Here is a 1,066-nt window from a genome sequence, read left to right on the forward strand (position 1 = left end):
AAAGATCAGACATGTTCACCGCTCGTTTTCGAACCGTGAATCACGACACCACCCTGAAATCAATGGGTCCTGACCCTAGATTCAGGTGACTAGTTGATGAAGCAGAAGCTGATTTGCAGGAAAATATGGTTTATGAGATGGTTATGATTTCTTGCTCAGCGGATCTGTATTGAGCAAGCCCGAAGATTGGTTGCTGGGTATCGGAAAAGATAGGCACAGATACGCATATACGCAGAGTTTAAAAAATCCGATGGATGCTGCTAGGTGATGTTGACGAAAGGGATTCCACAGGCCTGCGCCCTGTGATTCAAACTCATCTCTACGTAGGAGATGAGCTTGGCACGCAACCTGATGTCCGACGACGAATGGACATTCTTTGAGGGCTTCATTCGTGCCGTCCGGCACCCTAACGGGCAGGAAACCTGCGGACCATCGTCTTGTTCTCGATGGCATTCTCTGGATCGCGCGGACCGGCGCGCCCTGGCGGGACCTGCCAATCGAGTTTGGCAAGTGGTCATCTGTCTACCGGCAGTTCCGGCGCTGGACGATCGGCGGGCTGCGGGAGGACATCCTGGATGCCTTGAACCACGCGAAGCTCGCGCCGGACAAGCTGCAGATGGTCGACAGCACCGTGATCCGCGCCCATCATCATGCGGCGGGCGCAAAAGGGGGACTCCGAAAGAGGCTCCTGGCCGTTCGAGAGGTGGGTTCCCGACCAGGATCCATCTACGCGTCGACGGCGCGGCCCCCCCCGATGAGGACCGAGATCACGCCGGGGCAGGATTCCGACTACACCGGCTGTGATCTGGTGATGGCTGACAACCTGCCGCAGCCAGCCGTCCTGGTCGCAGACGGGGGCTATGACTCTGAAAAATTCGGGAAGATATCGAGAGCCGCAACGCCCTGCCAATGATCCCGATGCGAAAGAACCGCAAGGTTCGAACGGTTGTCAACATGACCATCTACACACTGCGCGATGAGAACGGCGGTGGGAAATTCGTCCACGGTAGCGGTGGCTTGGTGCTGCTGCGGGCGGCGTAAAAGTCGTCCACCTATTCCCTTTCTG

Annotated in this window: 1 protein-coding gene; it reads left to right on the forward strand. The window is 56.8% G+C overall.

Features of this window, described 5'->3' with window-relative positions; translation table 11 throughout:
• Positions 1–391 precede the first annotated feature (391 nt).
• Positions 392–913 carry an IS5 family transposase gene (locus tag M511_RS19055; protein WP_254901077.1) on the forward strand — a complete coding sequence of 174 codons (522 nt, stop codon included), beginning with the start codon at positions 392–394 and terminating at the stop codon, positions 911–913.
• Positions 914–1,066 lie beyond the last annotated feature (153 nt).

The sequence above is a fragment of the Paracoccus sp. J56 genome (genome assembly GCF_019633685.1).
Lineage (GTDB): Bacteria > Pseudomonadota > Alphaproteobacteria > Rhodobacterales > Rhodobacteraceae > Paracoccus > Paracoccus kondratievae.